This window comes from Bacillus sp. 3255, assembly GCF_031456485.1.
Lineage (GTDB): Bacteria > Bacillota > Bacilli > Paenibacillales > NBRC-103111 > Paenibacillus_E.
This window is the reverse complement of the sequence record NZ_JAVDUS010000001.1, coordinates 506,156-530,529: the sequence shown is the minus strand read 5'-3', so window position 1 is coordinate 530,529 and position 24,374 is coordinate 506,156. Positions and strand designations below refer to the sequence as shown.

General features: G+C 54.3%; 20 protein-coding genes and 1 riboswitch. Of the genes, 13 read left to right on the top strand and 7 right to left on the bottom strand.

The window, feature by feature from the left end; translation table 11 throughout:
* Window positions 1-101 precede the first annotated feature (101 nt).
* The 9 genes from J2X61_RS02215 (at window position 102) to J2X61_RS02175 (ending at window position 12,012) form a co-directional block, all read left to right on the top strand.
* Window positions 102-1,901 carry a sensor histidine kinase gene (locus J2X61_RS02215; RefSeq protein ID WP_310185494.1) on the top strand — a complete coding sequence of 600 codons (1,800 nt, stop codon included), beginning with the start codon at window positions 102-104 and terminating at the stop codon, window positions 1,899-1,901.
* A gap of 117 nt (window positions 1,902-2,018) precedes the next feature.
* Window positions 2,019-3,380: an ABC transporter substrate-binding protein gene (locus J2X61_RS02210; RefSeq protein ID WP_310185491.1), complete on the top strand. Its 1,362-nt coding sequence runs from the start codon at window positions 2,019-2,021 to the stop codon at window positions 3,378-3,380.
* 75 nt (window positions 3,381-3,455) lie between these two features.
* Window positions 3,456-4,325: a carbohydrate ABC transporter permease gene (locus tag J2X61_RS02205; RefSeq protein WP_274466905.1), complete on the top strand. Its 870-nt coding sequence runs from the start codon at window positions 3,456-3,458 to the stop codon at window positions 4,323-4,325.
* Window positions 4,325-5,143, top strand: a complete 819-nt coding sequence (locus J2X61_RS02200) for a carbohydrate ABC transporter permease (protein WP_274466904.1) — start codon at window positions 4,325-4,327, stop codon at window positions 5,141-5,143. The genes J2X61_RS02205 and J2X61_RS02200 overlap by 1 nt, the downstream gene beginning before the upstream one ends.
* A gap of 34 nt (window positions 5,144-5,177) precedes the next feature.
* Window positions 5,178-6,761, top strand: coding sequence for a response regulator (locus tag J2X61_RS02195; RefSeq protein WP_310185488.1), 1,584 nt, complete (start codon window positions 5,178-5,180; stop codon window positions 6,759-6,761).
* A gap of 14 nt (window positions 6,762-6,775) precedes the next feature.
* Window positions 6,776-8,500, top strand: a complete 1,725-nt coding sequence (locus J2X61_RS02190) for a hypothetical protein (protein ID WP_310185485.1) — start codon at window positions 6,776-6,778, stop codon at window positions 8,498-8,500.
* A 101-nt stretch (window positions 8,501-8,601) separates the two neighbouring features.
* Entirely contained in the window at window positions 8,602-9,273 is a 672-nt protein-coding gene (locus J2X61_RS02185; protein ID WP_274466901.1) for an aspartate/glutamate racemase family protein, read from the top strand.
* A 13-nt stretch (window positions 9,274-9,286) separates the two neighbouring features.
* Complete coding sequence (locus tag J2X61_RS02180) at window positions 9,287-10,546, top strand: ribulose-bisphosphate carboxylase large subunit family protein (RefSeq protein ID WP_310185482.1); 1,260 nt, start codon at window positions 9,287-9,289, stop codon at window positions 10,544-10,546.
* Between the two features lie 5 nt (window positions 10,547-10,551).
* A complete protein-coding gene (locus tag J2X61_RS02175) occupies window positions 10,552-12,012 on the top strand; it encodes a four-carbon acid sugar kinase family protein (RefSeq protein ID WP_310185480.1) in 1,461 nt (486 codons plus the stop codon).
* A 22-nt stretch (window positions 12,013-12,034) separates the two neighbouring features.
* Here J2X61_RS02175 and J2X61_RS02170 read toward each other — a convergent pair whose 3' ends face one another.
* Window positions 12,035-12,283, bottom strand: a complete 249-nt coding sequence (locus J2X61_RS02170; RefSeq protein WP_310185478.1) for a cold-inducible protein YdjO-related protein — start codon at window positions 12,281-12,283, stop codon at window positions 12,035-12,037.
* Window positions 12,284-12,398: 115 nt separating this feature from the next.
* Here J2X61_RS02170 and ade point away from each other — a divergent pair, with 115 nt between their 5' ends.
* The 4 genes from ade (at window position 12,399) to J2X61_RS02150 (ending at window position 18,199) form a co-directional block, all read left to right on the top strand.
* Complete coding sequence (gene ade, locus J2X61_RS02165) at window positions 12,399-14,198, top strand: adenine deaminase (RefSeq protein ID WP_396135387.1); 1,800 nt, start codon at window positions 12,399-12,401, stop codon at window positions 14,196-14,198.
* A gap of 182 nt (window positions 14,199-14,380) precedes the next feature.
* A riboswitch (cyclic di-GMP riboswitch) is annotated at window positions 14,381-14,475 on the top strand.
* Window positions 14,476-14,552: 77 nt separating this feature from the next.
* Window positions 14,553-15,074, top strand: a complete 522-nt coding sequence (locus tag J2X61_RS02160; RefSeq protein ID WP_310185473.1) for a hypothetical protein — start codon at window positions 14,553-14,555, stop codon at window positions 15,072-15,074.
* Window positions 15,075-15,307: 233 nt separating this feature from the next.
* Entirely contained in the window at window positions 15,308-17,665 is a 2,358-nt protein-coding gene (locus J2X61_RS02155; RefSeq protein WP_310185471.1) for a bifunctional diguanylate cyclase/phosphodiesterase, read from the top strand.
* A 108-nt stretch (window positions 17,666-17,773) separates the two neighbouring features.
* Entirely contained in the window at window positions 17,774-18,199 is a 426-nt protein-coding gene (locus tag J2X61_RS02150; protein ID WP_310185469.1) for a MerR family transcriptional regulator, read from the top strand.
* Between the two features lie 132 nt (window positions 18,200-18,331).
* On the opposite strand, the gene J2X61_RS02145 is transcribed toward J2X61_RS02150, so the two are convergent.
* From J2X61_RS02145 to J2X61_RS02120, 6 genes are all read right to left on the bottom strand, one after another.
* Window positions 18,332-18,517, bottom strand: coding sequence for a hypothetical protein (locus J2X61_RS02145; RefSeq protein WP_310185466.1), 186 nt, complete (start codon window positions 18,515-18,517; stop codon window positions 18,332-18,334).
* A gap of 58 nt (window positions 18,518-18,575) precedes the next feature.
* Window positions 18,576-18,761 (bottom strand): hypothetical protein, encoded by a 186-nt coding sequence (locus J2X61_RS02140; RefSeq protein WP_310185463.1) that lies wholly within the window; start codon window positions 18,759-18,761, stop codon window positions 18,576-18,578.
* Window positions 18,762-18,819: 58 nt separating this feature from the next.
* Window positions 18,820-19,005: a hypothetical protein gene (locus J2X61_RS02135; protein ID WP_310185461.1), complete on the bottom strand. Its 186-nt coding sequence runs from the start codon at window positions 19,003-19,005 to the stop codon at window positions 18,820-18,822.
* 270 nt (window positions 19,006-19,275) lie between these two features.
* Window positions 19,276-20,802 carry a sensor histidine kinase gene (locus J2X61_RS02130; protein ID WP_310185459.1) on the bottom strand — a complete coding sequence of 509 codons (1,527 nt, stop codon included), beginning with the start codon at window positions 20,800-20,802 and terminating at the stop codon, window positions 19,276-19,278.
* A gap of 239 nt (window positions 20,803-21,041) precedes the next feature.
* The gene (locus tag J2X61_RS02125) at window positions 21,042-22,601 is read right to left on the bottom strand and encodes a response regulator transcription factor (RefSeq protein WP_310185457.1); all 1,560 of its coding nucleotides are present in this window, start codon (window positions 22,599-22,601) and stop codon (window positions 21,042-21,044) included.
* On the bottom strand, window positions 22,588-24,363 hold the full coding sequence (locus J2X61_RS02120) for a cache domain-containing sensor histidine kinase (protein WP_310185454.1): 1,776 nt from the start codon (window positions 24,361-24,363) through the stop codon (window positions 22,588-22,590). Before J2X61_RS02120 ends, J2X61_RS02125 begins: the two co-directional genes overlap by 14 nt.
* Between the last annotated feature and the right edge of the window lie 11 nt (window positions 24,364-24,374).

Sequence of the window (24,374 nt, the reverse complement as noted above, 5' to 3'; positions counted from 1 at the left end):
ATACAGTCCGGGACCGGAAGGCGGAGGGGCAGGCGCTCCATCGTTAATCCGGCTCCGGCTGTTGTTGCATAGAAGAGAGGCAGGTCATCAGGATGCGCCGGATGGAAAGCATAAGAAAGCAGCTAGTCACTTTATTTCCCAGAATTCGTACCGTGCTGTTATTGAGTTACTTCATCATCATCCTCTTCTGCATTACGTTGATCGGCACCGCTTCGTTCTATATCTCCTATAACTCTATGGCGGACCGCGTGGAAACCGCTAGCGCGCAGATCGTCAGACAGATTGAATTTAACATGGATAACGAATTCCATAACAAAAGAAATCTGCTCCTCGCGCCTTACTACAACCAGGAATATATCGATAACATTAATGCCTATCCGGCCATGGACAGCCAAAATAAATTTCTGTTCCGCCAGAAGCTGGGCGATTTATTTCTCAAGAGTTTCAATATTACCCCTATCCCGGATTTCGTTCGGTTCCAAATTTATTACAGCAACGGAGAATTGTTGAATTCCTCAGACAATACAACCTATGGCAGCCCCAGCCAAGTGCTGAATGCCGAATGGTTCCAGCAAACCGTGGCCAAGGACGGGCTGGTGAACTTCTTCAGCTCACCGCCGGCAGAAGGCCAGCAGGAGAGTCCGACGGCTTACTCCACATCGATGCTCATTCGCGATTTCTCCAATCCGATCGGGTTCATTGTTGTTCGCGCCGACTATAACTACGGGCTATTCACGGGGATCGGGCAGCGTGCGGATCTGACGACCAACAGCCGTTTTCTCATTCTTAACGACATTAACAATGCCATCTTCGACTCAGCGGAGGGACACGCTCCCGACTTGGACGCGCCAACGCTAGCCCAAATAAAAGGAGACAACGGCAAGTTTTGGACAGGGACCGGAGACGCCACCATGCTCGTGTCCTACACACGCTCCCAGTATTCCAACTGGAAAACGGTGCTGATCATGCCGAAGGAAGAAATTTTTTCCTCGCTGGACCCTATCAAAACGGCAGCCATTTGGACGGCGATCGCCGCTTTCCTGGTCAGTGCGGTCGTCTCGCTCTTGTTCGGACGCAGCATCACGAATCCTATTCTGCATCTGTATAAAACCGTTAACCACATTAAACGCGGTGACTTCTCCGTCCGAGTGGATATTAAACGGAAGGATGAAATCGGCCGGATCGCGATGAACTTCAATGCGATGCAGGACGAGCTGCAGAAGCAGATCGAGACGAAATACGTGTATCAAATCAAGCTGCAGCAGATGGAGCTGGCCATGCTCTACTCTCAGATTAACCCGCACTTCCTCTATAATACGCTCGACAGCATCAAGGCGATGGCGGACTATTATGATGTGGAGGAGATCGGACAAATGGCGCAATCTTTGGCCGATATGTTCCGTTACAATACGAAGAATTCGGATGAAATCGTGACGCTTCAGGATGAGCTCGTGCAGATCGAAGCGTATATTAATATCCAGAGCATCCGGTTCGAAGGGAAAATCGATTATCGCGTAGAGATTGAAGACGAGCTGTACCCATTCCCGATGTTGAAAATGACGCTCCAGCCGCTCGTGGAGAATGCCGTTTTCCATGGAATTGAGCGCAAACGCGGCAAAGGGACGATCCATCTCAAAGCTTGGAAGGATAATGACTCGGTTTATATCCAGGTGAATGATGACGGTGTGGGCATATCGGAGACAAGGCTGGAGCAAATTCTCACTTCCTTAAGGCTGCCCCTCTACCAGGAAGAGTATAAGCTCTCCGCCTCAAGCGGCGGGATCGGCGTCCAGAATGTGTATGCGAGGTATACGATTCGGTATGGCGAGCAGTTTCAATTCAGCATTGCCAGCAGGAAGGGAATAGGGACGCAGGTAACCTTAAAATTAACGCAGACCTGACCGGGATCGCAGATGTAGGATTATTCAACATAGAAAGTCGTTATCGTGCATGGGGGACGGGTAAGCGCTTGCAATATAATCAGATATGTAAGGAATATTGAAGGAGGGGTACAGAAAATGAGGAAAATGAAAACGGTAACACTGTCCGCATCCCTTGCGGCAGTTATGGCATTAACGGCTTGCGGAAGCGGCGGCACGGACTCAGGCACGGGCAGCTCTACACCGGCAGCCTCCCAGGCACCGGCGAACGCATCGACGCCTGCGCCGGCGAAGAAAGATCCGGTCACGCTCACATTCGCCATCGCCAACACGGTTGACGCCACGCCTTTCAATAAAATATTCAAGGAGTTCGAAGCGAAGACGGGCAATAAAGTCGAGCTGCAGGCGCTGCCAGGCGGCGACTTCGATAACATGATGAAGACGCGCTTCTCCACCGGCGACTTCCCGGATCTATTCCTGATGCAGCCTGGCCCTAAGCAGTACGTGAAGCTGAGAGCTTCGGAGACGCTCCGCGAATGGTCAGGGGATCAAGCGGTATGGGACCGCATTATTCCGACGATGAAAGATTTCCAAATGGATGCGGGCAAGAAAATCTACGGTGTTCCTTTCGGCGCTACCGGCATGATGGGAATTTACTATAACAAGGATGTATTCGCCAAAGCAGGCATTCAGCCGCCCAAAAATTATGCCGACATGATCGAAGGCGCGAAGAAAATGAAAGCCGCAGGCGTCACCCCTTTCTACGAGGGAGTGAAGGACGGCTGGCCGCCTCAGGTGTTCTACTTCACAGGTTGGGTATCGAACGTCGATCCGGCCATCGGCGATGCAGGCGTGCAAAACCTCGAGAAAAACGCGCTCAAGCTGGCTGACATTCCGGCACTGAAGGATCTGTTCGCCAAGCAGAAGGAATTGAAAGATCTGGGACTCATCCAGTCCAACCCGCTGGCGGGCACCTTCGACGAGCTGCAAAACTTGATGGGCGAAGGCAAGGTGGGCATGGCGTTCATGCTGGACGGCATTATTCCGCAGCTGGAGAAGAAATTCGGGAAAGATTTCGTCACGAATAAAATCGGCTTCTTCCCGTTCCCGTCGGCAACCGATGCGGGTACGGCCATGATCACCCCGCCGAATCAGCTCATGATTCCGACGAAGGCGAAGCATGCCGACGTGGCGGCAGATTTGGTGAAGTTCATGATTACGCCGGAAATGGTCGATCTGTACTACCAAACAAGCCCGGGCATTCCGATCTTCCAAGGCGCGAAGAGCTCCTTATATCCCGTACAGCAAACGGTGAAAGACTTGATCGACGCGAATAAAGCGAAAATCAACGTGCAGAACCGCCTGACACCGACATTCGCCGATTTCCAGAAAACGCTGCAAACGTTCTTCATCGACGGCGATGTCGACAAAGCGTTGAAGGAATTCTCAGCGAACTATGAGAAAGACGGCAAGTCCAAGCTGCTTGAAGGCTTCAAGTAAGCTGTGCCTTTACCCGGCCGGAAACTCCATGCTTCCGGCCGGAACATTACATGAAGCTGAAGGAGGGGGGACGAGATGGGGAAGCATACGTACCCGCTATATTTTTCATTCCCGGCTCTCGCCGTTTTTCTCTTATTTTTTATTACGCCGACATTGATTGGGTTCTACTATAGCTTCACCGATTGGAATATTAACGCCGAGAGCATCCAGTTCACGGGGCTCGCGAATTATATCGAGCTGTTTCAGGAACCGAGATTGAAAACGGCTTTGATCAATACGCTCATCTTTGCCATTGTCGTCACCTTGATGCAAAATTTTCTCGGCTTAGGCCTAGCCCTCATCTTGAACGAGGCGCTGAAGCTGCGCAACCTGCTGCGAACGATTTTCTTTCTGCCGTATGTGATTGCGCCGATTGTCATCGGGTATATTTTCCGGGCTATTTATCATCCGGAACACGGCATTGTGAACACGCTGCTAAGCGGGATAGGGCTTCAATCGCTTGTGCATGATTGGCTCAACGATCCCAAGTACGCCTTGTTTTCCATTATTGTGACGGATCTATGGCGTGTGGCCGGGTTCTCGATGGTCGTTTACTTAGCCGGTTTGCAGTTCATTCCGAAGGATCTGATCGAAAGCTCGTCGATGGACGGAGCCCGGTACTGGCAGCGTTTCCGCTCGGTGGTGTTCCCGCTTCTGGCTCCTGCTCTGACCGTTAATGTGCTCCTATCCATGATCGGTTCGATGAAAGTGTTCGAAATGGTCATGGTGCTGACGGAAGGCGGCCCCGGCTATACGACGGAAGTGTTCTATACCTATATTCGAAGCATGTTTAGTACGGGTTTATTCGGTTATGCGACTGCTGTGAATGTGGTGCTGTTCGTACTCGTTACGATCGTCGGCGTTCCCGTGCTCATGGCCATGAAGAAGAGGGAGGTCGAGATGTGATGGCGCCAAAATGGAGATTATGGATGCTCGAAATTGTCGCTGTCATCCTGGCATGCCTGATCTTGATCCCTTTCCTGATGATCTTGGTCAATTCGTTCAAAGGCATTCGGGAATCCGCTTTATTCGGACTATCGCTGCCTTCTGAATGGCAGTTCACGAACTATAAGGAAGTATTTCAGCAGGCGAACATTTTGCGGGGGTTCAAAAATAGCATTCTGATTTCCGGCCTGGTCGTGGTATGCGTAAACTTGTTCGCGTCTATGGCGGCCTTCATTATCCAGCGAAGAGACGACCGCTTCCTGCGGGGAGCTTACTACACCTTCATTATGGGGCTGATCGTTCCGGTGTCTATCGTGCCGACGATTAAGCTGTTGGGCGACCTGCATATTAAAGGCACGTATTTCAGTCTGATCATGTATTATACGGCGGTGCTGCTGCCATTTGCGGTGTTCCTGCTGGTCGGCTTCATGAAGTCGATTCCGAGGGAGCTCGATGAGGCGGCCTTGCTGGAGGGCTGCGGCTATTTCCGGTTATACGGGCAGATCATCTTGCCGCTGCTGATGACGGTGCTCGTGACCGTATCCATTGTCGTAATGGTATCGGTCTGGAACGATTTCTTCGGGCCGTTCTACCTCATGACGGACAGTACGAAATGGACGATTGTATTGCAAATTTTCAACTTTGTGACGATGTACAGCACGAATTGGGGCGTCGTGTTCGCCTTCATGGTGCTGGTCGTATCACCGATTCTCATCGTGTATCTGCTGCTGCAGCGCTATATCATTGACGGGCTGACGGCAGGATCGTTGAAAGGATAATGATAGGAATCGAGAGCCGAAGGAGGAAAAGGAAATGCGAAGAGTCATCATTGTGGACGATGAGAAGTGGATACGCAGAGGATTGATTCAGTCCATTTCCTGGAACGAATGGGGCTTGGAGCTCGCAGGGGAAGCCGGCGACGGCGGCATCGGCTATGAGATGGCATTGGAGAAAAAGCCGGATCTGCTCTTCCTCGATATGCGCATGCCGGGCTTCGACGGCAAGCAGCTGCTGGGGCTGCTGAGCCGGGAGCTGCCGGACCTGCTGACGATCGTGATCAGCGGATACTCGGATTTCGAATATACGAAAGAAGCGATTCGCCATAAAGCTTTCGATTATTTGCTCAAGCCGGTCAAGAAGGAAGAGCTTGCCGCCGTAGTGGAGAAGGCGCTGCTGGAGCTGGACCGGCGCGAAGACGAGAAGCGCAAAGCATCCGGCGGTCACGGGGAGGATTGGCTGCGGCAGCTGCTGCATGCGGCGGAGGGCGAGCATGCGCCTGCAGGCGCGAGCTTCGTGCCGTCCGCTTGGCAGTCCGGCGAGATTGCGCTGCTGGTAGGGCATCCGGACGCCTTCGAGCCCCCGTGCGATCAGGCCCGGTTGCTGCCTGCCGTGCAGGAGCAGCTGGACCGGATGCAGCCTTTCCTGTTCGGAGGGCGCTGGACGTATGAAGTGACGGCGCTGCAGGACGGCTCCAGGGACATGGTTATCGCGCTGTGCGGACCTTGCCTGGATGCCAAGGATATCGGCAGGCTGCATACAAGCGTGCAGACAGCGCTGAAGCAGGCGGGGAGCGCGAGCATCAGCTTCGGCGCGGTCATCCGGAAGGAGGGCGCCTCCAAGCTGGGAGAAGCGCTTGGCGAAGCGAGGAAGGCGCTGGCGGGCAAAGAGCTGACGGCTGTGAGCGCACTGCTCTTCGCCGAGAAGAGCAGCGGCGTCCACCTGTCAGGAAGCTATCCGCAGGATAAGGAGAAGACGTTCTTATGGAGTCTTCAAACCGGCAACGGCGAGGCTGCGAATCAAGAGCTGGACCGCTTGTTCGACGCGTTCGCCGGCGGTTCCGCGACGGTCGGACAACTGCAATGGCGAGCCGATCTGCTCCTGCATGCCGTAGAGAAGCAGCTTCAGGCGAAGGAAGCGAGACTGGAGGATATCAGCGGCAAGAATACGCTCGCTTATTCGGAAATGATCTATGGGCGCGGCGATGTCAGCGCGGTGAAGAAGATTTTCGCAGAGGAGCTGATCCCCGCCGTGCTGGCGTTCTACCGGCAATCCGGGGAGAAGCAGGGAGAGAAAGTCGTCGGCGAGCTGAAGAAGTGGATGGAGAACAATTACGACCAATCCGTCTCGCTTCATCAAATCGCCAGCAGCTATTATTTGAATCCGGACTATTTGAGCCGGGTGTTCAAGAAGATGACGGGGAAAAACTTCGTCGATTATTTAACCGATATTCGCATGCATAAAGCCAAAGAGCTTATGAACGTATCCACATACAAAAATTATGAAGTCGCGCAAAAGGTCGGCTATGAGGATTACCGGTACTTCAGCCAGATTTTCAAACGGAAAGTCGGCATGACGATCGGTGAATACCGCAAAGCAATCGGCCAGGCGGACCAATAAGGAGAGAAGCACGCATGACGAAACGACTTATTCCCGATACGCTGATGCTGGAGGAACGCGCTGCACATGCCATTAATGCGATGATCGGCATGGCGGACCATGATCATAACTATATTCCCTTTTTTGCCGCTAACTTAATGCATAAGCCTGCTTTCGTGACGCACGGAGACTGGGATTACGGCTCCTCTCACGGGCGTATGATCGACGGACTCATTCTTGCCCGGCATATGTCCGGGGAAACTTACGGCCAAGAGGTGGAGGCGCGCTACCGGGAGAACCTCTTGTCCTTCTTCAAAGAAGACGGGATGAGCTACCGGCAGAAAAACCCGACCCGCGATTGGGAGCCGAATGCGAATCTGATTGATCAGCGGGCTGTCATTCTATCGCTGACTTCTTGGTATATGGAATCGCGTGACGAGAAGGTCAAAGAAGCGGCGGACCGCCATGTGGCGGCGCTGAAGCGAATCGCGATCAAAGAGCGTGATGTCTGGTACTATCCGGCTTCCGAGTATAAGGAAACGGGCTGGCCATCCGCCAATGCGGTGCAGCTGCGCCTTGCGCCGGATCCGGCAGCGTTCTGCGGCCGGCTGGTGATGCCGCTCCTGAAGTATCACGAGCTGACGGGCAACGAGGACGCCTTCGAGCTGTGCCAATTCTTCACCGCGTTAATTATGGAGCGCAGCGGCGTGTTCAATAGCGACGGCAGCTTCAACGATTCGCTCGCTTACCGCAGCGGGCACTTCCACACGCGAATCGGCACGCTGGACGCCATCGCAAGGTTCGGCGTCTTCACGGGCGATGCGGCGATGATCGCCTGGGTGAAGAAGTGCTACGATTGGGCGCTGACCAAATGTACGGCCTTCGGCTGGACGCCGGGCGACCTGCATGAGCAGGCGTATGAGCATGAGACGTGCTCGCTGGTCGACTTGATCGCAACCGGCATTACTCTGGCGAGAAGCGGCTATGTGGAATATTGGGGGACCGTGGAGCGCTTCCTGCGCAACCATTTGGCCGAGTCTCAGCTGCTTGACCTGGACTGGGTGGAGCAGGCTCATGACAAGTCGAATGACATCCTGGCGAACAAAAGCTTCTATAAAGTCGCAGAGCGCACGCGCGGTTCATTCGCCGGCTATTCGGCGCCGAACGATTTCGTCTGCGATGTGAATGAAGGACGCGGCCATACGAACGATTTGCAGCTATGCTGTCTCGGTTCGGGGACGCGCGGCCTCTTCATGGGCTGGAGCAATACCGTTACGGAGAAAAACGGGACGGTCAGCGTCAATTTCCTCTTGAATCGCGGATCCAAGTGGCTTGATGTCAGCTCCTATTTGCCGCACGAAGGCAAGGTTGTCCTCGATATTCATACCGATATTTCCCGTCTGCAGATTCGGATTCCGGAATGGGCGGGCTTTACCAAAATCAAGTTCGTCCGCGAGCGGGACGGAGAGGTCATCGAAGGCAGAGGGAACGAAGCCAGCCGTTGGGTGAACAAGCACTTCCTCATGCTGGGGGCGGCAAGCGCCGGAGAGCGAATTACCGTGACGTTCCCGCTGAGCTTCCGCAAAACATTGGAGAATGCGGTCGGGCAAACCTTCGAGGCGGAATGGCGCGGAGACGATGTCGTAGGCATCACGCCGAAAGGCAAGAATAAGCCGCTATATAGCGGGCGGCAGGTTTACGAAGAGGCGCCTCTGAGAGAAGGGGATTACCGGCGTTTGGATAAGGAGTTCGTCTGGTAATAGGTTGGCCGATGGCTGCAGTGGATAGGGCCAGCGGGTACGGGATGGCGTGAGAATGAGGGGGCTGGATAAGTTTGGAACAAATGTCAGGAGGGACTCCGATGCAAACTGTCGTTGCGATCTATACGGGCCAAGGGTTGGCCGATCCGTTGAAAAAGGTGTTTCAAGAGCTGCTGCCGGACGTGCGGCTCTACAATATTATCGATGACAGCCTGATCGGGGATGTCGTGCGTGCCGGGCATATTCCGGAGGTCGTGTCTAAGCATTTGATGCAGTATTACCGGCATGCCGAGGAGATCGGCGCCGATGTCATTCTGAATACATGCTCCTCCGTCGGAGACGTTGCAGACGAGGCGCGGACGGCGCTGAGTGTGCCGATTGTTCGGATCGACGAAGCCATGGCGGGCGCAGCGGTGGCCGGCTATGAGCGCATTGCCGTATTGGCGACGCTGCCGTCCACCCTCGAGCCGACCCTAAGGCTGATCCAGCGCAAGGCGGATGAAGCGGGTGCTGCCGTGCAGCTGGTCAGCGGGCTGGCCGAAGGCGCGTTCGACGCCTTGGTCGGAGGCAAGCCGGAAGAGCACGACCGCCTGCTGCTGGAGACGGCGAAGCGGGTGATGGACGGCGCCGATGTGCTCGTCCTGGCGCAAGGCTCGATGGCGCGTATGGAGCAGGCGCTGGCTGAGGCAACTGGCAAGCCGGTGCTGTCATCGCCGAGATTCGGCGCTCTGCAGGTGAAGGCTGTGCTGGAAGCGGCTAAGGCGGGTTCGTAGGAGGAGAAGCGGAATGAATCAAGATCGCGTAACGGCTGTTTATTTGGTGGAAACTGCGTATTCGTTGGAGTTGGCTGCCGCTTGTATAGCCGGGGAGCAGTCCACCGGGACGTTCACCGCGGTTCCCGGCGAGACGGACGCTCTGAAGGAGCGGCATGGGGCAAGAGTGGAGCGCATCGAGCCGTTGGAGCCGGCTGACCGGCCATCGCTGCCCGGTGCCAAAACGCCGCCGAATCACGATGGCAAGTACCGCCGCGGACGGGTGAGCGTGTCGTTCCCGCTGCTCAACTTCGGGCCGTCGATCCCGAATCTGATGTCGGCTGTCGCCGGCAATCTGTATGAGCTGCAGGAATTGTCAGGGCTGAGACTGCTGGATTTGGAGCTGCCGGAAGCTTTCGCCGTGCGCTACCCCGGGCCTAAGTTCGGCATTGAAGGGACGAGGAAGCTGACGGGCGTCTACGACAGGCCGATTCTCGGGACGATCGTGAAGCCCAGCGTCGGCTTATCGATGGAAGAGCTGTCGGCGCTGGTGGAGAAGCTGGCTCGGGCGGGAATGGATTTCATCAAGGATGATGAACTGAACGCCAATCCTCCCTATGCGCCGCTAGCGGATAAAGTGAAAGCCGTCATGGCGGCTGTCGAAAGGGCGGCGGACGCCACCGGCAGGAAGCTGATGTATGCGTTCAATATCACAGGCGATTATGACGAGCTGCGCCGCAATCACGACTTGGTCGTAGGGGCGGGCGGTACTTGCGTGATGGTGAGCATCCTGAGCATCGGGCTTTCGGGTTTGTCCTATTTGAATTCGTTCAGCGAAGTTCCGATTCACGGACATCGTAATCAATGGGGAATGATGACCCGTTCTCCGCTGCTCGGCATGGAGTTTACGGCTTATCAGAAGCTTTGCCGGTTGGCCGGGGCGGATCAGCTGCACGTTAACGGATTGAACAGTAAATTCTATGAGAGCAATGAATCGGTCGTGCGGTCCATTGAAGCTTGTACGGCGCCTCTGTTCGGCGGCTATAAGGCGATGCCGGTCGTATCCTCCGCCCAGTGGGCGGGAACGGCGCCGGCTACATATGCGGCAACGGGAACGGTGGACGTCATGCACTTGGCCGGCGGTGGTATGCTGGCTCACCCCGACGGGCCGGCGGCCGGCTTCGAGAGCATGAAGCTGGGCTGGGAGGCGGCGGTGCAAGGCATTCCGCTCGAGGCGTATGCTGCGCAGCATCCTTCCTTGCGGAGGGCGATCGAGAAATATGGGAAGGTGTGAGGGCGATGAGCGGGGAGGACGATCTTAGGGAAAGGCAGCCTGTAGCGAAGCGTGCCAGACGGCCGCTCTGCTATTATGGGGACGACTTCACGGGTTCGACCGACGTGCTGGAATCGCTTTTTCAGACAGGGCTTAGAACGGTCCTGTTTCTGGAGCCTCCTGCGCAGGAACTGCTGGAAGCCAGGTTTCAAGAGATCGACTGCTTCGGCGTGGCCGGTGTCGGACGGTCGCTGACGCCTGAGGAGATGGAGCGGGAGCTGCGCCCTATATTTACTACCTTGAAGGCGGCTGGAGCTGCTGTTGTGCATTACAAAATATGCTCGACCTTCGACTCCTCGCCCGGTACGGGCAGCATCGGCAAAGCGGCGGAGATCGGACGCGAGGTGTTCGGCGGCCGTTATATTCCGCTGCTGGCCGGTAGTCCTTACTTGGGCCGGTATACGCTGTTCGGCCATCATTTCGCTGCCGGCGGCGTCGGCAGCGCCGGTGGCGCCGTGCACCGGCTGGACCGCCATCCGACGATGTCCGCGCATCCGGTCACGCCGATGGCGGAGGCGGATTTGCGCCGGCATCTGGCTCAGCAGACAGAGCTGCGGGTCGCGCTGCTGGATATTTTGGCGCAGGATGGCGTGGCCGAAGAGGTGCGCGAGCGCTTGGAGCGCATTATCGCGCAGGAGGCGCCGGATATGGTTCTCTTCGACGTGCTGGATGAGCGGCGCTTGGAGACGGCTGGGCGGCTCATCTGGGAGGAGGCGGCCGGGCAGGACGGCTTGTTCGTCATCGGATCGTCGGGCGTGGAGTACGCCTTGGGGGCGGTATGGCAGCAGGAAGCGGCAGCGACAGCAGGGCCTTCAGGGCCTTTAGGGCTTCCTGTGCCTCAGACGCCCCCGGGAGGCGCTTCCGGTACAGCGCCGCTGCTGGTCGTCTCGGGCAGCTGCTCGCCGGTCACAGGGGCGCAGATCGCGTGCGCCCTGGAGGCGGGCTTCGCAGGCATCCGGGTCGCGGTGGAGGAACTGCTGAGCGCGGAATCGCGGGAGGCGGCGATGGCCGCCCTGCGGCAAGAAGCGGCGAAGCAGCTGGCCGGCGGCAGGAGCGTCATCCTCTATTCGGCAACAGGCCCGGAGGATGCAAGTATCGCGCATACTCGCCAAGCGCTCGCTGCCCGGGGAATCCGCTCCGAGGACAGCAGCCGTCTGCTGGGTATGGCGCTCGGTTCTCTCACGAACGAGCTCGTCAGGGAGCTCGCCTTGCCCCGTGTTCTGATCGCGGGGGGAGACACCTCGGGGTATGTGACGAGAGAGCTCGGCATCTATGCGCTGGAGTGCAAGGCGCTGCTGGATCCTGGAGGACCGCTCTGCCGGGCGTATGCCCATAATCCGCGTTTTGACGGTCTGGAACTGGTGCTGAAGGGCGGTCAGGTCGGCGGGGTGGACTTTTTCGAACGGGTAGCTGCTTATGTATCGTAATAAAACCGTGAAGCGGGCTGCTTCACGGTTTTTTTCGCGGTTTCTTTTTGACCAGCTTAGGCAGATGCTTGATGCTCTTCAGCATGCCGCCTTTGCACAGCGGACATTCCGGCGACGGAGAGGCTGCCAGCTCTTCGCGCATCCATGCCTTACATTCGTTGTTCTTGCATCTCCAAATAGGGACTGGGGATAAGTCCGGCTTGGTCACTTCGGCATCCAAGACAGTAACACCTCCTGCTGCCTTAACCTGCCCGAATGCCATTATCTTCATTCAACGTCTTGAATCTGTAAGCGGTATACCTGCTCGGCATTCGCGCGGCGCCCGCTCCATATCATTAACTAGATCGGCTATAATAGTAGATGACATATTTCAAAGGAGATAACGAATGATGAGATACAATCGAAGAAGTCGATTAGTGGATGTAAGCCGGCAGCTAGCGAAGGTCGCAATGGGTCATGCGTTCGCGGATACGGTTATCAAGAACGGAACGCTCGTGAATGTGTATTCGGGAGAATTGCTGGCGAATATGGACGTTGCGATCGCCGCCGGGCGAATCGCCTATATCGGAAACGCCGATCATACGATTGGCGAGCAAACCGTTATGATCGATGCCGGCGGCAAGTACATCGTTCCCGGCTTTTTGGACGGACATATGCATGTCGAAAGCACGATGCTCTCGGTAACCGAGTTCGCCAAAGCGGCGCTCGCCAAGGGAACGACGGGCATCTTCATGGATCCGCATGAGATTGCCAATGTGTGCGGGGTAGAAGGAGTGCGGTTGATGCATGAAGAGGGGCAGGGACTTCCGCTTAAGGTGTTTACGACCTTCCCGTCCTGCGTACCCGCTACAACGGACTTGGAGGATGCCGGAGCAAGCTTGGGTGTAGCGGATATTGAGGCGGGTCTGAAATGGGATCAAGTCGTCGGACTTGGCGAAGTGATGAATTTCCCGGGTGTCGTGTACGGCGATCCCACCATGTGCGGAGAAATCGAGGCCACCATCCTTAGCGGCAAGACGGTCACGGGACATTTCCCCAGCGAGGATGACCGCATGCTGCAAGCCTATATCGCTTCGGGCGTGACTTCCGATCATGAAACGGTCACGCGGGAGCAAGGGCTGCATAAGGTGCGCATGGGCATGCATCTGATGATCCGCGAAGGCTCGGCATGGCATGATGTCAAGGAAGTCATCAAAGTCGTCACCGAGGATAAGGTGAACACCTCCAATATCTCGCTGGTGACGGATGATGTAAGCCCGCAGACACTTGTGGAGCAGGGTCATCTCAACCACGTCGTGCGCCGCGCGATCGAGGAGGGTGTCGACCCGGTGACCGCGATCCAAATGGTAACGATCAATGTGGCGCGCTATTTCAATCTGGAGAAGGATTTAGGCAGTATTACGCCGGGCAAATGTGCGGACATTGTGCTGTTGGATGATCTGTACAAGGTTGAACCGGCTGTAGTGATAACGGATGGGACCGTCATCTATGAGAACGGCCGGCTTGCAGCCGAGTTCCCTGTCTACACATATCCGGAGCAAATTCTCCATTCAATGCATGTGAAGCGTGCGCTGGCAGCGGAGGATTTCCGCCTTGCGAGCCGGTATCAAGGGGAGCGGACGCGAGTCCATGTTATCGGGGCTATCGAGAATAGTGCCCGCACGGCGAAAATGACGGCTTCGCTAAAGGTTGAACAAGGCATTATCCAGCCGGACCCCGGCCAAGATATCATTCGGCTTGCCTGTATAGAGCGGCACCGCGGGACAGGTCAGCTTGCGCTTGGCTTCGCGCATGGCTTCGGGCTGAAGTCGGGTGCGGTCGCTTCAACGGTGGCTCATGACAGCCATAACTTAATCGTGATGGGTGTGGATGAGAACGATATGGCTTTCGCAGCCAATGAACTTGTGAGAATCGGGGGCGGTATGATCGTCGTCGAAGACGGCAAGGTGCTGGCTCAAGTACCGATGGCGATCGCAGGCCTGATGTCTGATAAATCGTTACAAGAGGTTGTGCAAGAAGTCGCCGAGCTGGAATTGGCCTGGAAGCAGCTGGGTTGTCCGCTCCATGCTCCGTTCATGACGTTCTCGCTGATTGCACTGCCGGTTATCCCGGAAATTCGCATAACGAACCGCGGCATCGCAGATGTTACACAGTTTGCGCTGATTGAAACGGAAATAGGGGAATGACCGAAGAGGCCGAACCCGGAATTATACCACAAGTTAAGTCTGATAAATAAAAATTATGCAATTCTTATCGGAATTTTATTGAATTCGACACCATGCAACAATTATTGCTATGTACAGTTAATTTTTTTGCGAACTATAATAAGAACAGACTGTATGAAGACGGAAACAATTAGATACTACCAGATTGATAAAGGCAAATCATTGGAAACAATGAGACGCAAAGCCGTGGCCTAAGGCATACCATTTCACTGTATGCTATGGTTGACAGGTTACCGGGTAGGGAGGGACCATCCTGTATTCGGGGTGGTCTTTTCTTTATTAACCATTGGATAATCCATCCAGGGGGGCTTTTGTTTGAAAGAGCTTATGCAGCACGAAGTCATAACCGACGCTTCCATGCTGCTTGATTTCTTTATCGCCATCCCGATCCTGCTCGTCATTATCGGCTTGATATTGTCCCGTCTGCACGCGGTGAATGCCTGGATTCCGATGATTCATACGCTTTCGCTAACCATGTGCAGCATGTCGATCATCGCCGGAGGCAAGGGGATATTTGAGTATCATTTTTCAATTTTCATGGTCCTGGCCATTCTTATTGCCGTTCAACATCTCGCGCGATTCGTGTTATTTCCTGAACTGGTGTATGGCTCTGGGAAGTACGCTTTCTCGATGGTAGCGATTCACTTGATTTTCGTCATCTTGTTTATTGGGGCCTTGATCTATCAAATTATGGCCAACCGAAAAGCTGCGGCGCTATTCGAAGATCAGCAGAATCTGAAGCTTCAGCAAACCGTGAGGTCGATTGTAGAGAGTCTCTCGCACACAATATCCGTCCTCTCGGTACAATTAGCCGACAATGTGAAACATGTAAGTTAACGAACCGACGAACAGGATCAGGTCATGTCATTCACCGAACATCGAAGCCGGCCGACAAACTCGAGGGGCATAGTGATCAATTGAATGAGATCGTGCATACGGCGAAGATCACATTCTCCTTACAGTAATAACGAAATGAGGCTTGTCTATGCATCATACGATTACGGAAAGCTATAATGTCGTCCTTTTTTCTCCTCTCGTTCAGCATAGCGCTGCTCGCCTCCTTCACGGCGTTGAACCTCGCGCGCAAAGTTTTGTCTACCGACGGATGGCAGCGGACAAGCTGGTTGATCTGCAGTGCGGGCGTTATGGGTGTGGGTATATGGTCGATGCACTTCATCGCCATGCTGGCGTATCAATTGCCTGCTGGGGTGACCTACGATATCCGGATCGTAAGCGCCTCTATTGCAGTGGCGATCGCGGGTACGCTCATCGGATTTGCCGTGACGTTCCTGGGCACATATTCCCGCGCCAGGCTTATCATCGGCGGGACTTCGATGGGGCTGGCGATCAGCGGGATGCATTATATCGGCATGGCCGCTTTGCAGCAGATCAGCATAAGCTATCATCCGCTGCAGCTCGCTTTGTCAATTCTCATCGCCGTATGGGCGGCTGTAACTTCGCTGCATGCCTTATTCAAGAGGAGCCAGAACATTGCGTTCAGCGGCTTCATTATGGCGGTCGCCATTACCGGGATGCACTATATGGGGATGTCTGCAGCTGTCATGACATTCCCGGAAGGCTATCATTCCGGCGGCGCGCACGGAACCAGCATGGATTTCTTTGTAGTGGCCATGTACGTAGCCTTCGGTACGATTCTGATTTTCGCGGTGAGCTTCATCAGCTCCTTGTCGGCCGATCGGCGGTTGGCGGAGCAGATTGCGCTCAAGGCATCGATTCTGGAGTCGGCGATTGACGGTATCCTCATGTTCAAATCGCAAGGCCGGATCATTGAATTTAATCCCGCGGCGGAAGCTATTTTCGGGTATACGCGCAGCGAGGCGATTCATCGTACGATTTTCGATTTGCTCTTTCTAATTGACCAAGACGGGGAGGAAGCCGCTTCTCTATACAGGCAGCTGACCCAGCTGGCCGAGACGATCATCGGCAAACGCTTTGAAGTGACGGCTTACCGGGCCGACAGGACTCCGTTTCCAGTAGAGATTATTATAACGAGCCTCGTTAATGAGGGGGAAATGATATACACGGCCTACTTGCGCGATCTGACCGAAAGGAAAAAGTCCGAGGAGCTCATTCAGCGGCTGGCTTATTATGATCATTTGACGGGACTTCCGAACCGCAATCAGTTTAATCAGCTCATCGAAGCCGGCTTGGAGCAAGCCAGAAGTCAACATCGGAGCTTGGCCGTGCTGTTCCTGGATATTTACAGGTTCAAAGGGATCAACGATTCCTTGGGCCATCAGACTGGCGACCAGGTTCTGCAGCAGTTTTCGGCTCTGATTGCCAATGGCCTGCCGGCCGGAGGGTCCGCTTCCAGGCTTAGCGGGGATGAATTTGTCATTTTACTGCCTGTGGGACCGACGGGAGAGATGGAGGCTGTGACCAAGCAAGTCCAACAAATCGTGGGTCGGCTGGAAGCTCCCATGCGGATCGGCAGCGGCGAGAACTTCGTATCGACGAATATCGGCATCTCCTTGTACCCGTCTGACGGGGAATCGCCGGAGCAGCTGCTGCGCAGCGCTGACTATGCCATGTACGCGGCTAAGGAGCAGGGGCGGAACAATTACCAATTTTTCAATCAGGATATTAAGCAAAGATTATCTCAATCCGCCGAGATCGTACGGCAGCTAAGCCAAGCCTTCGTGGGACAGGAGTTCAGCCTCGTGTATCAGCCGAAGTTCGATCTCCGTACGGGCGATATTGCGGGTATAGAAGCACTATTAAGGTGGGACAACAAGCTGCTGGGCCGCGTTTCACCGCTGCAGTTCATTCCTGTGGCGGAGGAGTCCCGGCAAATCAACGAAATTGGTGGTTGGGTGCTGCAGACCGCCGTTCGGCAATTGAAAATCTGGCATAACGCTGGCTTGGAGCGTATTCCGATTGCGGTCAACCTATCATCGATTCAGCTGGAACAGGATCACTTCGTTGGGACCGTGCACGATGTTTTGCGGCGAAGCGGGCTGGAGCCTCATTACCTGGAGCTCGAAATCAAAGAGAATCAGGGCTTCGATTCTGAAGGCATGCTGGAGAAGCTTGAGGCGCTTGCCGGGATGGGGGTGAGGCTGTCAATCGACGATTTCGGCACAGGTCACGCTTCCATCCGTTATTTGCGCAAATTGCCGTTTCATGCCATCAAGATTGACAAATCGTTCATACATCGACTCACCGATCCGGAGCCTGATCCTTCTTTCCTTGAGGCGGCGATCGCGGTTGCCGGTAATTTGAAGCTGGAAGCGGTAGCTGAAGGTGTGGAGTCGGACGAGCAATTGGCGTATTTGAAAAAGCACGGGTGCCGGTATGCCCAAGGTTATTGGCTTGCTGTTCCCGTACCTGCCGATCAGTTCGAGCGGCTTTATATGTCACGCGCCTGCAGGGCCGGGGAGCAGGATGTTTTTATTACGCCGGCTTGAGCGTGCGTGATGGCGGGGGAAGCGCAAGGGGCTGTATTTTATTGTCGTCCGCAGGTCTGCTACAATAGATGAGAAAGCTTGGGCATTTCTCGCTAGGGGGCGAACGGTTTGACCAAATATAAGATCGACGACGTCGCCAAAGAGGTTGGGTTGACGAAGCGGACGATTCGTTATTATGAAGAGCTTGGCTTGCTTGAAGCACCTGAACGGAGCGAAGGCGGGACCCGTCTATATGCCCGCGAGCACATTGAACAATTGAAGCAAATTGTGAACGCCCGCGATGTGTTGGGCTTCTCGCTCCAAGAGATTCAGGAGTTCGTGGCCATAAGCAGGAAGCTTAACGCGCACCGCCAGGGCTATTTGCAAACGGAAGACAAAGAACTGAAAAGACAGGAGCTGCTGGAGATGCGGCAAATCGTCCAGAACCAGCTTGAGCTCATGGATCAGAAGCTTGCCAAAATTGCGGAATTTCGCAAGACCACGGAGCTTCGCTACCAGCGTTTGCAGGCTGTGCTGGATAGTTTGGCAGATTAAAGAAAACCGTCAGTGGGCTTCCCTGACGGTTTTCTTTAGTTGAACCGAAGCGCCGCCTCGGTTCTAACGGACACAGAGGCCGCTATTGCCGGGCGAATCGGCTTGTTCGGAATCTAATGGACACAGATGAGCTTATTTGCCGGTTTTGGAGCAAAATCGTGCTCCAAACGGCCAAATAGCGTCACCGGTGTCCGTTAGATTCTCGATTCGGCGATAATTCGCCGAATAAGCGCTGCGGTGTCCGTTAGCGGGGGGCGGCCCTGCGCCAGGCCGTAGACCCGCACCCGGCTTCGCCGCCGCCGCGGTTCTAACGGACATGGAGGCCGCTATTGCCGGGCGAATCGGCTTGTTCGGAATCTAACGGACACAGATGAGCTTATTTGCCGGTTTTGGAGCAAAATCGTGCTCCAAATGGCCAAATAGCGTCACTGGTGTCCGTTAGATTCTCGATTCGGCGATAATTCGCCGAATAAGCGCTGCGGTGTCCGTTAGCGTGAGGCGGCCCTGCGCCAGGCCGTAGACCCGCACCCGGCTTCGCTGCCGCCGCGGTTCTAACGGACATGGAGGCCGCTATTGCCGGGCGAATCGGCTTGTTCGGAATCTAATGGACACAGATGACCTTATTTGCCGGTTTTGGAGCAAAATCGTGCTCCAAATGGCCAAATAGCGTCACCGGTGTCCGTTAGATTCTCGATTCGGCGATAATTCGCCGAATAAGCGCTGCGGTGTCCGTTAGCGTGGGGCGGCCCTGCGCCAGGCCGTAGACCCGCACCCGGCTTCGCCGCCGCCGCGGTTCCAACGGACATGGAGGCCGCTATTGCCGGGCGAATCGGCTTGTTCGGAATCTAATGGACACAGATGAGCTTATTTGCCGGTTTTGGAGCAAAATCATGCTCCAAATGGCCAAATAGCGTCACTGGTGTCCGTTAGATTCTCGATTCGGCGATAATTCGCCGAATAAGCGCCGCGGTGTCCGTTAGCCGCCTGCGCCCGCGCCCGGGTCCCGCGCCTCGCGCCCGCGCCTCGCGCCCTGCGCCTCGCGCCCGCGCCCCGCGCCCGCGCCCCGCGCCACAGCTCTAAGCCTGCACCACCGGCAGCTTAAAGCTAAAGACCGAGCCCAGGCCGGGCGCGCTCTTCACCTCCAGCGACCCGCCGTGGTCGACGGCGATTTTCTGGCAGATGGACAAGCCCAGACCTGTGCCGTTTTCTTTGGTCGTATAGAAAGGATTGAAGATTTTATCCATATCGCTCTCCGAGATACCGCCACCGCTATCCTCAATTTCAATGATCGCAAGCATGTCCTCCTGTTTTATGCGCACGTGAACATTGCCGGGCTGAAGCATCGCCTCAAAGGCGTTCTGGATGAGGTTCAAGAGAACCTGTACGACTTTGTCCCGGTCAATGAAAATATAGAGCGCTTCCTTCGTATCTTCAAAAATAATGGTATGCCCCCGGTATAAAGCGTCAGACTCCGCCAATGACAAGACGCGGTCCATGCAATCGGACACCGATTCCGGCTTCATATTGCTGATATGAGGTTTGGAGAATTGCAGGAACTCCGCCGTCAACTCGTTCATCCTGCGGATTTCGCTCATGATGACATCGAACCAGGGACGGATATTGTATTCGCTCTTGGTCGCAATCTGCATGAAGCCCTTGATGGTCGTAAGGGGATTGCGAATCTCATGCGCCATGCCGGCCGCCAGCTCACCGATCATCTTCATTTTCTCGGAACGGAACAAATGCTCCTCCCGCTTCAACCATATGGCCCGTTTGCTCTGGAACATGCGTTCCTCGGCCAGTGAGATCAGCTCCTCCGTCGTCGAAGCCTCTAGCGGATACTGAGCGAAGCTGTACGTAACCTGGAAGCCTAATATACTGGAGCCCAGGGACTCGCTAATAGATGCAATGAGGTTCTCTTTGGCAGGCAAAATAATAGCGAACCGGTCGCCGGCATAGCGCGACATGGCGTGCGCATCGCCGAACATGCTGTCGAGCAGCAGCGAGATCTGGTTTAACGTTTCATTCCCGTTATGAATATTTTCGTAGTTCACCGATTTGAAATCTTGGAAATCCAATAAAACCAAAGCGAAATTTAAGCGCTTAATTATTAAGCTTTCGACGGTCATCACATAGCCTTCATAGTTGAGCAGCCCTGTCAGCGGATCATGCGTGGTTAAATAATCGTTCTCTTTCCGCAAACGTTTCTTCTCTAATTCGGAACGAAGTACATATTGAACAAGGAGTACGAAAATAATGCAGCACATGATGTCGTAGACGGAGACGGTAAGATTGTAGAATGTAAAGGGCATGTAGAGTAGGCGTATGACCGTATATAGGCAAATATAGAGGAGGGCGGTCCGCAAGGTATGCGCGTTGGTTAGTCTGTTCTGAATGGCGAAACCGATTAATACATAATACAGAATCAAACACCAATTCAAATGGCTGGACCAATGGAAAAGGGCAAGGAGCACCAACTGAATTTTGGAGGAATAGGGAATCTTCTGCTCGAAGACAATGCTGAGGTAGAAGGAGCAGCCGAGTAATAGAAGGGCGGCCATACTGGGCGCCTTGTCCATGGTGATGGATGAAACTATCGTCAAACAGCATATGAAGGGGATACCTACATGTTTGATAACCTTGATGACCAACAGTAACACTCCCGACTCATTAATAAAATTAGCTCGAAATAGCAACCATTCTAGATTATAAACGATGAAGGTTTAGATAAATGTCGGTTTATGTCACGGTGATCGTTAAATTTTGATGTTTTTTTTTAGCTTGTTGCCACAGCGGCTAGAAGCCCATTAACGATCATAGATCGCCAATAGGCATATCGCTTTTACCGGTGGTTCCGATATTCTTTGGGAGACATCTGGAATTGCTGTTTAAAGACGTTGGTGAAATAGTTGGGCTCATCGAAGCCAATGGCGCAGGCAATTTCGAATATTTTCATGTCGGTATTGCGCAGCAGCAGAGCCGCCTTATCCATGCGCAGACGCGTTACGAAGCGGGTGAAGCTTTCGCCGGTCGCTTTTTTGAAGAGGACGCTGAAATAACTCGGATTAAGATGAAGGTGGGCTGCCACGTCCGTTAATCGACATTCCTCGCTATAATGCTCTTCAATGTATCTTGTCGCCCGTTCGATGACATTGTCGCTTTTGGACGCCTGCCAGTTATGGAACAGGTTCAGGAAATGCTTCACTTGTCCGTCCGCCCAGCGCGTTACATCCGAGGCCGTCCAATGGGCTTGCGGCATGTCGGTCGGGATTCTCGCCATTGCTGCGGTTTCCTGTCCCTCAGGCTCAAATTCCTTCTGAATTGTGCCCAGCATCGCAATGGAAAGCGTTAATGCCTGGATTTTCATTTCTTCCGGAGGCTGCAGGGCCAGATCCTTCAACACCTGCTGCAGCAGCTGACCAAGGGCGGGTTCTCCGCCAAGCAGAATGGCCGACATGAGCTGCATTTCCAACTCATTGACTTTGGCTTGATTCAGGGACAGCGTGACCCCGGAGCCCGAGCCCGCTTCCGGATCCAAGTGCGCAGAGCCTGCTCCCGGGGATTCGCTATGCTTGAATTGTTTGTACCACTGGGCTAACTGCTTGTAGGAGGGAGCGGCGCCCATGCTCTGAATATCCACGCGAATGCTCAAATACTGCCGGGAGGCGTCGGACAGCGCCTGCTGCAAGGCGTCGTCCATTCCCTGTTCTCCGGCGGCTACGGCGACGAAGCAGTCATGCTCGACTAGAACGAGCCTGGCGTCGAGGCCGTCTCTCTTCAGCAATTCTTCGGCAATATTGGAGAAGGCGAATTGGACCAAGCTCCGGTCAGCTTCGCTATACTTTTTGGCCGCCAAGTCATCGCCGTTCAGCTGCAGCAGCCACAGCGATTTCCCGGCAAGCACTTCATCCATGCCCTTCATCGCTTCGTAAGAAGAGGGCAGGTTCAGGAGTGCGGCACGCAGCTCTTGATCCTGCTGCAGGTGGCGCTGAGCGAGAAGCTGCCTGCGCTGTCCGAATTTTTCGTAGAAGCGCTCGGACGCTTTATTCATCACGTTCTTCACATCTTGCTCCGTACAGGGCTTAATGAGCAGATCCAGCGCTCCGAGCCGGACAGCCGCTTGGGCGTACTCAAAGTTTTTGTAGCCGGTCAAAATAATGACAAGCAGATCGGGATAATGCTTCCTCAAATGGGTGACGAACTCGATACCGTCCATGACAGGCATACGTATATCCGTAAGCACGAGATCCGGCTTCACCTCATCCACCAGCGCTAGCGCATCCTGGCCGTTGCTGGCTTCGCCGATAACGTTCCAGCCGAGCTGCGCGTCTTCGAACATTTTGATCAAGCCTTTACGGAAGTTGGGCTGATCCTCCACAATGACTACATTACCCTTCAGCATGATCGCTAAGCTCCTTCCTTTCGGTAATTGGCAGTATAAGGCGCATCGTCGTTCCGCTGCCTACTGCGCTCTCCACCTCAAGCCGGTAAGGCCGGCCGTGCACGAGCTCGAGCCGTCGGACGACACTGCGTACGCCAAGACTTTCCCGTCCGTCCGAACGCTGTGGCAGAGAGGTGCCCTTCGGTCCGAGCAGCAGCGTGATTGCGTCCTGATCCATCCCGCAGCCGTTATCGGTGACTTCAATCTCCAGATGATCTTGAAGCTGGCGTGCCCGGATAATCAGCACTTTATGCCCCACCTTATTTCGGAAGCCGTGCACGAATACATTTTCTACGAGAGGCTGGAGCAGGAAACGCATCATTTCACTGTCCAGAGCCCCTTCATCGGCTTGAATGATCGTTTCTAGTTCGGGCTCGAACAATTCGGTTTGCAGCTTCACATAATTGCGAATTTGCTGAAATTCTTCCCTGACCGTCGTGAGCGTCCGCACCGGCATCAGTGAATATTTGAGCATTTCGGATATGGCGGCAATTAAGGCGGCGGTGTCCTTTTCATCCTGCAAATACAGCTTCCAATAAATCTCGTTAAACATGTTATGCAGAAAATGGGGGTTGAGCTGTACCTGAAGCGCTTTAAGCTCAGCCTCTCTCTCACTTAACTGGGTTAAATAAACTTCTTTGATAAGCCGGCCGACCTGCTCCGCCATGGCATTGAAGCTTTCGGCGATATACGCGAGCTCATCTTTGGTGCGAATTTCTATCCGGGTGTCGAAATCGCCGGACCGCACTTTGCGGAGCCCAAGCAGCAAGTCCTTCAGCGGCCGGAGCAGCTTGCCCGTAAAGATCACGATGAGCAGGCTCGTCAGCGCAATGCTGCTTAAGCCGGTATAGATGATACGCTTGGACAAATTCTTGTTCTTCGCTTGAATGTCCGAGAGCGAGGTCGAGCTGACGAGCTTGAAGGAGGTCTCTTTGGACTCGCCTTGTACGTAGAGATGATCGTCCATCACGCGGGTTTCGTTCATATCCTTCAGCAATTGGGCTTTCTCGGAGGTTCCTTGCACGGCATTGCTAAACAATAATTCTTTATTATCGTTAAATAAATAGACCTCGCCTGTGCCGTCCTTCGTCAGCTCCTTGAGCGAGCCTGCGAAGAAGGATTCATCGACGGCCATCACTAGAACGCCGTAAGTATTCAGCGTGCTGTTCTTCATATACCTGGCAATAATAATCGTCTGCCGGAAGCCGCTAGGCTCAAGCGAACTCGGAAGCGGCATGCTCGTCCAAACCAAATTGCCGTAGGTGTCGCTCAGCTTGGTCTGGATCTTCAGAAAGGTGGAAGCATCCAAATTGTTGATGGCCGATGTCGTATATTTGAAATAAGATGGATTCCCGTTCAAATCATACAAATACATGGCCGTAATATAAGGCGCGTCCGATTTGATCTGGAAGATCTGCTCTTCGATTTGTTTCTTATCATAATAAAGATTGAAGGCGTCCTCATCTTCTTGCGAATTGATTCGCCGGATTAACATCTCGATCTGCGGATTGAAGACGACCGTTTGCGAGACGCGGACGATCTCCTGGACCTTCATTTCGATTTTGGCCAAAGCTTCTTCGTTCGTGCGGGAGAATTGCTTGGAGATCTCCTCTTCGAACAGCTTCAAATTGTATTGATACGTCAAATAGCCGGTAATCCCGAAGGCCAGCAATATGATAGCGGACAGACTAAGAATCAGCCTGATCCGAAAGCTTCTATTCATGCCTATAAGCA

What these genes read in the sequence shown, in the direction of transcription:
- J2X61_RS02215 (WP_310185494.1), top strand. Translation starts at nt 102, where the DNA reads ATGGAAAGCATAAGAAAGCAGCTAGTCACTTTATTTCCCAGAATTCGT.
- J2X61_RS02210 (WP_310185491.1), top strand. Translation starts at nt 2,019, where the DNA reads ATGAGGAAAATGAAAACGGTAACACTGTCCGCATCCCTTGCGGCAGTT.
- J2X61_RS02205 (WP_274466905.1), top strand. Translation starts at nt 3,456, where the DNA reads ATGGGGAAGCATACGTACCCGCTATATTTTTCATTCCCGGCTCTCGCC.
- J2X61_RS02200 (WP_274466904.1), top strand. Translation starts at nt 4,325, where the DNA reads ATGGCGCCAAAATGGAGATTATGGATGCTCGAAATTGTCGCTGTCATC.
- J2X61_RS02195 (WP_310185488.1), top strand. Translation starts at nt 5,178, where the DNA reads ATGCGAAGAGTCATCATTGTGGACGATGAGAAGTGGATACGCAGAGGA.
- J2X61_RS02190 (WP_310185485.1), top strand. Translation starts at nt 6,776, where the DNA reads ATGACGAAACGACTTATTCCCGATACGCTGATGCTGGAGGAACGCGCT.
- J2X61_RS02185 (WP_274466901.1), top strand. Translation starts at nt 8,602, where the DNA reads ATGCAAACTGTCGTTGCGATCTATACGGGCCAAGGGTTGGCCGATCCG.
- J2X61_RS02180 (WP_310185482.1), top strand. Translation starts at nt 9,287, where the DNA reads ATGAATCAAGATCGCGTAACGGCTGTTTATTTGGTGGAAACTGCGTAT.
- J2X61_RS02175 (WP_310185480.1), top strand. Translation starts at nt 10,552, where the DNA reads ATGAGCGGGGAGGACGATCTTAGGGAAAGGCAGCCTGTAGCGAAGCGT.
- J2X61_RS02170 (WP_310185478.1), bottom strand. Translation starts at nt 12,283, where the DNA reads ATGAAGATAATGGCATTCGGGCAGGTTAAGGCAGCAGGAGGTGTTACT.
- ade (WP_396135387.1), top strand. Translation starts at nt 12,399, where the DNA reads ATGATGAGATACAATCGAAGAAGTCGATTAGTGGATGTAAGCCGGCAG.
- J2X61_RS02145 (WP_310185466.1), bottom strand. Translation starts at nt 18,517, where the DNA reads ATGTCCGTTAGAACCGCGGCGGCGGCGAAGCCGGGTGCGGGTCTACGG.
- J2X61_RS02140 (WP_310185463.1), bottom strand. Translation starts at nt 18,761, where the DNA reads ATGTCCGTTAGAACCGCGGCGGCAGCGAAGCCGGGTGCGGGTCTACGG.
- J2X61_RS02135 (WP_310185461.1), bottom strand. Translation starts at nt 19,005, where the DNA reads ATGTCCGTTGGAACCGCGGCGGCGGCGAAGCCGGGTGCGGGTCTACGG.
- J2X61_RS02125 (WP_310185457.1), bottom strand. Translation starts at nt 22,601, where the DNA reads ATGCTGAAGGGTAATGTAGTCATTGTGGAGGATCAGCCCAACTTCCGT.
- J2X61_RS02120 (WP_310185454.1), bottom strand. Translation starts at nt 24,363, where the DNA reads ATGAATAGAAGCTTTCGGATCAGGCTGATTCTTAGTCTGTCCGCTATC.